Source organism: Chromohalobacter canadensis (genome assembly GCF_029544075.1).
GTDB lineage: Bacteria > Pseudomonadota > Gammaproteobacteria > Pseudomonadales > Halomonadaceae > Chromohalobacter > Chromohalobacter canadensis_A.
This window is the reverse complement of sequence record NZ_JAJQJH010000027.1, coordinates 1-6,138: the sequence shown is the minus strand read 5'-3', so window position 1 is coordinate 6,138 and position 6,138 is coordinate 1. Positions and strand designations below refer to the sequence as shown.

Genomic DNA, 6,138 nt, shown 5'->3' with positions numbered 1-6,138 from the left:
GTCGAGAGGGTACCGGCGCTGGCCCTCCTTCCTCTACCTGGCGGTCCAAAGTGCTGCGGTTATTCTATGAATCCAAGTTTCATCAATACGGAACTGGGATTGCCAAGGTCGCCGGAAAATACCAGCCGCTTTGTCTGTCCGCCCGAAGGGACGGTCAGTTCGATAATGGCTGATCCCAGGATATGCCCAGCATCATGGAAAACTAGCGTGCCCCCGCCGGGCAAGTCGATTGTTTGCCCATAGGGATGTGGCCGGCACAGCGCGAGGGTCTGCTCGACATCGTCAAGACCGTAGAGTGGTTCTATCGCTGGCTTGCCTGCCTTATGGCGCCACTTATTCTCCCACTCGATATCCTTGGCCATGACGAAGGCTGCATCACGCAGCATGATGAACAGCAGATCTCGCGTCCCGCGAGTGCAATGGATCGGCCCGCTGTAACCTTCTCGTACCAGCTTGGGCAGCAAGCCCGCGTGGTCAAGATGACCATGAGATAGCACGACTGCCTCTAGTACGCGCGGTAACTCCCCGAAAGAGTGCGCATTGGCCTCATCAACATCATTACCGCCTTGGTGTAGACCACATTCCAGCAGCAGCTTATGGGAGCCATCCACCTCAAGGAGATAGCGGGAGCCAGTGACTTCCTTCACCGCGCCCAGAAAAGTCAGGGTTGACATAAATAGCGCTCCTTGCCAGTGAATGAGCCACCAATGACAGCATAGTGGATCGATATTCATCGTGCTTCCCTGGCTTACAGCCGCCATCGAATAGCATCATTCACAGTAAACGATCGCACTAATATTCTTTACTCACATGTTTTCGGCAGTCGGCATGTCTCAACCACATTGACTGTGCCTATCTTTAATAAGGATAAGGGTACTAGCCACAAGTGCCCCCAAAAGCGCCAATAGCATATCTTTATGTTCATCCCACATATCTCCCTGCGCCCCCAGATATGCCTGACCCAGTGTGCCCCCGAACATCTCAGCCGCACACCATTCGATGAGCTCATAGAGCGCTGCATGGGACATGATCATCGACACCGGGACAAGCCGCCGCAGGAAGGAATCAAGCGGGAAAATCTTTTCCATAAGTTCTGCCACGAGTGGCAGTATTAATAGTCCATAGAGAAAATGTACCCATCGATCATACTGATTACGTTCGAAGCCAAGACTCCGGTCTAAGGAGAACCCAAAGAGGGTTTGGTACCATTGATCGTATGGCACTTCTGAATAAGTGTAATGAGCGCCAATTTCGTGAAAGGTAAGAAAGAGGAAAACGCCATTCCATGCAAGATGTGACACGCCCTCTCGATACCAGATCCAGCCCAGCACAGGAATTGTTACAAACACCAGCATATTCTCAAGCAGCCAGTCCGATCGGTAACGGGGCGCGATCGCTAGCCCCACCCAAAAGATCGAAAAGCCAGCAAATAGCCAGAGAGGGTAAGTATCCTGTTTCAGGAACCGATATTCTGCTTGCCTCTTCCTGGACACACTTTCCTCTCCTTACTCAGTCCCTTAGCCAGCCTGCCCGCCGCATTAACACCTTCTCAATCTCCAGAACGACCATGAGAGCGATGCCTGTGCCGATGATCAGCAGCCCATCAGCAAAAGCAATCGGCCGAGTATCGAACAGCCCCTGCATGACCGGCAGATAGGTAAATGCGAACTGCGCCACAGTAGCGACTGTAATGGCTATCAAGACTGCAGGGGTCCCCAGCACACCGCGCCAGTGGAACGATGTCATGTGCAGGTAGCGCACGTTGAAGAGATAGAAAACCTCCAGCACCACGATCTCATTGACCACGAGGGTGCGAGCCATGGCCAGCTCATCCCCTCTACCCAGCGAGTAAAAGAAAACGCCCAATGCCGCAGCCATGAACAGAAACGACACCAGCACGACCCGCCAGATCAAGAACGGTGTAAGCAACCCCTGCTCGGCAGACCTGGGTCGACGACGCATGACATTAGGCTCGGCGGGCTCGAACGCCAAAGCTAGGCCGAGCGTGGCCGCCGTAACTAGATTGATCCACAAGATCTGGACCGCTGACATCGGCATAGCAAAGTTGAACAGGATCGCAGTGATAACGGCCAATACCTCGCCACCATTGGTGGGCAGCGTCCAGGCCACCACCTTACGGATATTGTCATAGACTACCCGCCCTTCCTTCACCGCGGCCACGATGGAAGCAAAGTTATCATCGAGCAGGATCATCTGCGACGCCTCCTTCGCAGCGTCGGTGCCCTTGTGTCCCATGCCGACCCCGACATCCGCCTGTTTCAACGCCGGTGCATCATTAACGCCATCCCCGGTCATCGCCACGATGGCGCCGGTCGATTGCAGCGCCCGGACGATGCGCAGCTTGTGTTCGGGGTTGGTCCGTGCAAACACACTGGTCTCGGCAACGATGCCGGGTAGGTCGCTATCTGCAGTATCGTCGAGCTCGCGCCCCGTGAGCACGCGCGGATTCTCACCGGGCCCCAACTGACGGGCGATAGCCGCCGCAGTCGCCGCGTGGTCGCCGGTTATCATTTTTACCGCGATCCCAGCGGAATGACACTCTTTGATCGCGGCCACGGCCTCCTTACGCGGTGGATCGATGAAACCCACCAGGCCGATGAAGACCAGCCCATCATCAAGGTCGGAAAAGTCTATTCTGTCCGAATCGGGGGGTGCGGATTTGACGGCGAAACCGAGCACCCGCTCGCCCTCGGCGGCCGCTTCCGCGACCCGTGCCGCCCAGGCGCCTCGATCCAGCGGCACGGTCTCTTCGCCAGCGGCCTGGGCTATACATGACTGCAGTAATTCGTCTGGAGCTCCCTTAACGAAGATCCGACACTCACCTGTTACATTGCGGTTGAGCGTGGCCATAAAACGATGCTTGGCATCGAATGGGATCTCATCGAGGCGTGTCCATTCATGCCGTGCGCGCTCTGGGTCCAGGCCTGCCTTGATGGCCAGTGCCACGAGCGCCCCCTCCATCGGGTCGCCAATGACATGCCATTCCCCGTCGGTGTGGCTCAGTTGGGCATCGTTACAGAGCAACCCAGCCAGGATCAGCCGGTCACTGTCCTTCGACGTACTGGAAATACCCTTTACCGGCTCGGCTTCCAACCGTCCTTCCGGCACATAGCCCGACCCGCTCACGGTAACTCGGCCACTGGGCACGTACAGCTGTCTTACAGTCATCTCGTTGCGGGTCAGGGTGCCGGTCTTGTCGGAGCAGATTACCGAGGTCGCCCCAAGTGTCTCCACGGCGGGTAACTGCCGTATTGCGGCGTTGCGCCGCGCCATGCGCTGCACGCCAATCGCTAATGTAATGGTGATGACCGCCGGCAAGCCTTCGGGAATGGCCCCCACTGCCAACGCCACCACGGCAATCAAGGCTTCCGGCCAGGCATAACCGCGCACCAGCACCGCAAAGGCGAACAATGCCGCGGCCACACCCAACGTGATCCAGGTAAACTGCGTCCCAAAACGATTGATCTGACGCAGCAAGGGCGTTGTCAGTGGCTGAACTTCACGCAGCAGCGTGCTGATTCGCCCGATCTCAGTATCGCTCCCCGTGGCCACGACCACTCCTGTCGCTTGCCCGGTAGCCACTAGCGTCCCCGAGTACGCCATAGAATAACGATCCCCGAGCGCAGCCTCCTTCGGCGCGGGCGTTTCCCGCTTTTCTGCAGCCGCCGACTCGCCAGTCAAGATGGCTTCCTCAATGCGCAATGAATTGGCCCGGATGAGGCGCAGATCAGCGGGCACTCGATCCCCCGCCTCCAGCGATACGATGTCGCCGGGAACGATTTCATTGACCGGCACCTTGACACGCCGACCCTCTCTTACCAGATGGGCATGCGGTGCGGTCAGGTTTCGGATCGCATCCAGCGCCTTCTCCGCCTTGCCCTCCTGAATAAAACCGACCACACCATTGACTGCCACCACGGTGACGATGACCCCTGCATCGACGAAATGCCCCAGCAGCGACGCCGCGGCGGCGGCCGCCAGCAGAAAATAGATCAGCGCATTATGAAACTGGGCGAGCAAACGAAACAGCGGATGCCGGCCGGGCACTGTCGGCAACTGGTTGTATCCGTACTTCGCCTGGCGTCTTGTCGCTTCGTTCTTCGCCAACCCGTCGGGCGAGGACTCCAGTAACGCGAGGATATCCTCGACCTGCCGGGCGTGAGCATCCATAGGCTGGCTATCTGGTAGAGAATCGGTATGTCGCGTGGCATTGGGTGTCTCCATACTGTCTCCCAGGCAATCTGCATGCACACGATGCAATGATGTATTTTGTCATTACAGGCGAAGCTTGACCGCCACAGAGCCACCTCATGCATGACTAAATTAATATCAACAAGCGGCCTTCAGTACGATCCGCACCGAAAAACAACGACCAAAAAATTAAACTAACACTCCTGAATTAAAAATTTTTAGCCAACCATGAGAAACATAAAAACTGCGCAGGCCAAACACCGGAATCCATATAAATTTATACTTTTCAAGCACTCAAGCATCTCAAAAAGTCTCTAAAGTTAATAGCAGTTTATCAAATCAGTCATTACCAGCCATTACTAGCACAGCAGCACCGTTCAACGTGCCTTCTTTAAGATCTCTGAGTGCTTTGTTGGCGGCATGGAGCGGGTAACGCTCGATATGCGTGTGGACTGCTACTTTGGAGGCCAGGTCAAGGAATCTTTCACCGTCCTTACGGGTCAGGTTGGCAACCGAGCGCAACTGACGCTCGCCCCAGAGCAACGCATAGGGAAATGAGGGAATATCACTCATATAAATGCCACCACAAACGACCACACCACCTTTGCGCACCGCGCGTAGTGCAGCGGGCACAAGCTCACCGGCGGGCGCAAATATGATTGCTGCATCCAATAGCATATCGGGCAGTTGATTAGAGTCACCTACCCAGGTTGCCCCCATATGATGCGCAAAAATTTTCGCTCCCTCATCCCCTGGACGAGTAAAGGCATACAACTCGACGCTCTTCCACAGAGCAACTTGGGCTACGATATGGGCCGCAGCACCAAAGCCGTAGATGCCTAAGCGTTTCACCCCATTGCCGCACATATTTAAAGCACGGTAACCAATCAAGCCAGCACACATTAGCGGTGCTGCTTCAGCTGCATCATAGTCAGGACTGACAGGAAAGCAGAAGCGATGATCAGCTAGAGTATATTCGGCAAAGCCACCATCGACCTGATAACCGGTAAATAGGGTCTGGTCACATAGGTTTTCCTGGCCATGCATACAAAACCAGCACTCGCCACAGCTGTATCCCAGCCAGGGTATGCCAAGACGGAGCCCATGCGCTAGCGTAACGTCGGGGCCACACCCCGCAACGCGGCCAATGATTTCGTGTCCGGGAACGATAGGATAGCGAATATCTGGTAGATCACCATCCAACAAATGTAGATCGGTGCGGCATACTCCACAGGCTTCAACCTTGAGCAACACCTGCCTAGGGCCAGGTGTAGGAATAGGCCGCTCCCGCTCTTGAAGTAGTCCACCTCTTCTCTCAAGCACCATGGCTTTCATCTGATCATCTTCCTGAGTCTTGAAATCACGGACCAACCTCGACCGTGTGCTTATCTGATTTAGCTTGCTCCGCTGCCACCTAATAAGAATCAGAACTTTAATAGTCATAGCATCATAACTTTTATCAGAAATCCTTATAAAAATCAGCCATAAAAAAATTGATCTAGAGCAACTAAATGCTGTAAAAATCCATCACAGCCTACCTGGGTACATATTTTTTGGCCACGGCATGACACCAGAAATGATCCAGGACTGTGCAAGCTCGCAGTTGATCAATACCATCAAACCCGTCATGCATCCTCGGCCGCTCGATTCTTATGTATTTTGTGCGGTAATCAGCCTATTTCGATTCAAGTTGACTTAGGACAAGTTTTATAGAAGCGCGACTACTTATGATGCAGCCTGCACTGGCAGACAGGCCACCTCGACCATGGCCTGGAAGCCTCTGCTGAACATTAGCTGCTTATCAGGCTCGGCCTGACTAGCCCAAGCTTACATAAAGCAGCCATTCGTCCCTTGGATTCATAGAATAACCGCAGCACTTTGGACCGCCAGGTAGAGGAAGGAGGGCCAGCGCCGGTACCCTCTCGA

At 54.8% G+C, this 6,138-nt stretch carries 4 protein-coding genes; all 4 read right to left on the bottom strand.

All coding sequences use genetic code 11. The features are described 5' to 3' along the window. Positions 1-59: 59 nt before the first annotated feature. Entirely contained in the window at positions 60-674 is a 615-nt protein-coding gene (locus tag LUN51_RS17330; protein ID WP_277812237.1) for an MBL fold metallo-hydrolase, read from the bottom strand. Positions 675-833: 159 nt separating this feature from the next. Then, complete coding sequence (locus LUN51_RS17325; protein WP_277812236.1) at positions 834-1,493, bottom strand: DUF2238 domain-containing protein; 660 nt, start codon at positions 1,491-1,493, stop codon at positions 834-836. A gap of 16 nt (positions 1,494-1,509) precedes the next feature. Continuing rightward, positions 1,510-4,245, bottom strand: a complete 2,736-nt coding sequence (locus LUN51_RS17320; protein WP_277812235.1) for an HAD-IC family P-type ATPase — start codon at positions 4,243-4,245, stop codon at positions 1,510-1,512. Between the two features lie 306 nt (positions 4,246-4,551). Then, positions 4,552-5,547, bottom strand: coding sequence for a zinc-dependent alcohol dehydrogenase family protein (locus LUN51_RS17315; protein WP_277812234.1), 996 nt, complete (start codon positions 5,545-5,547; stop codon positions 4,552-4,554). Between the last annotated feature and the right edge of the window lie 591 nt (positions 5,548-6,138).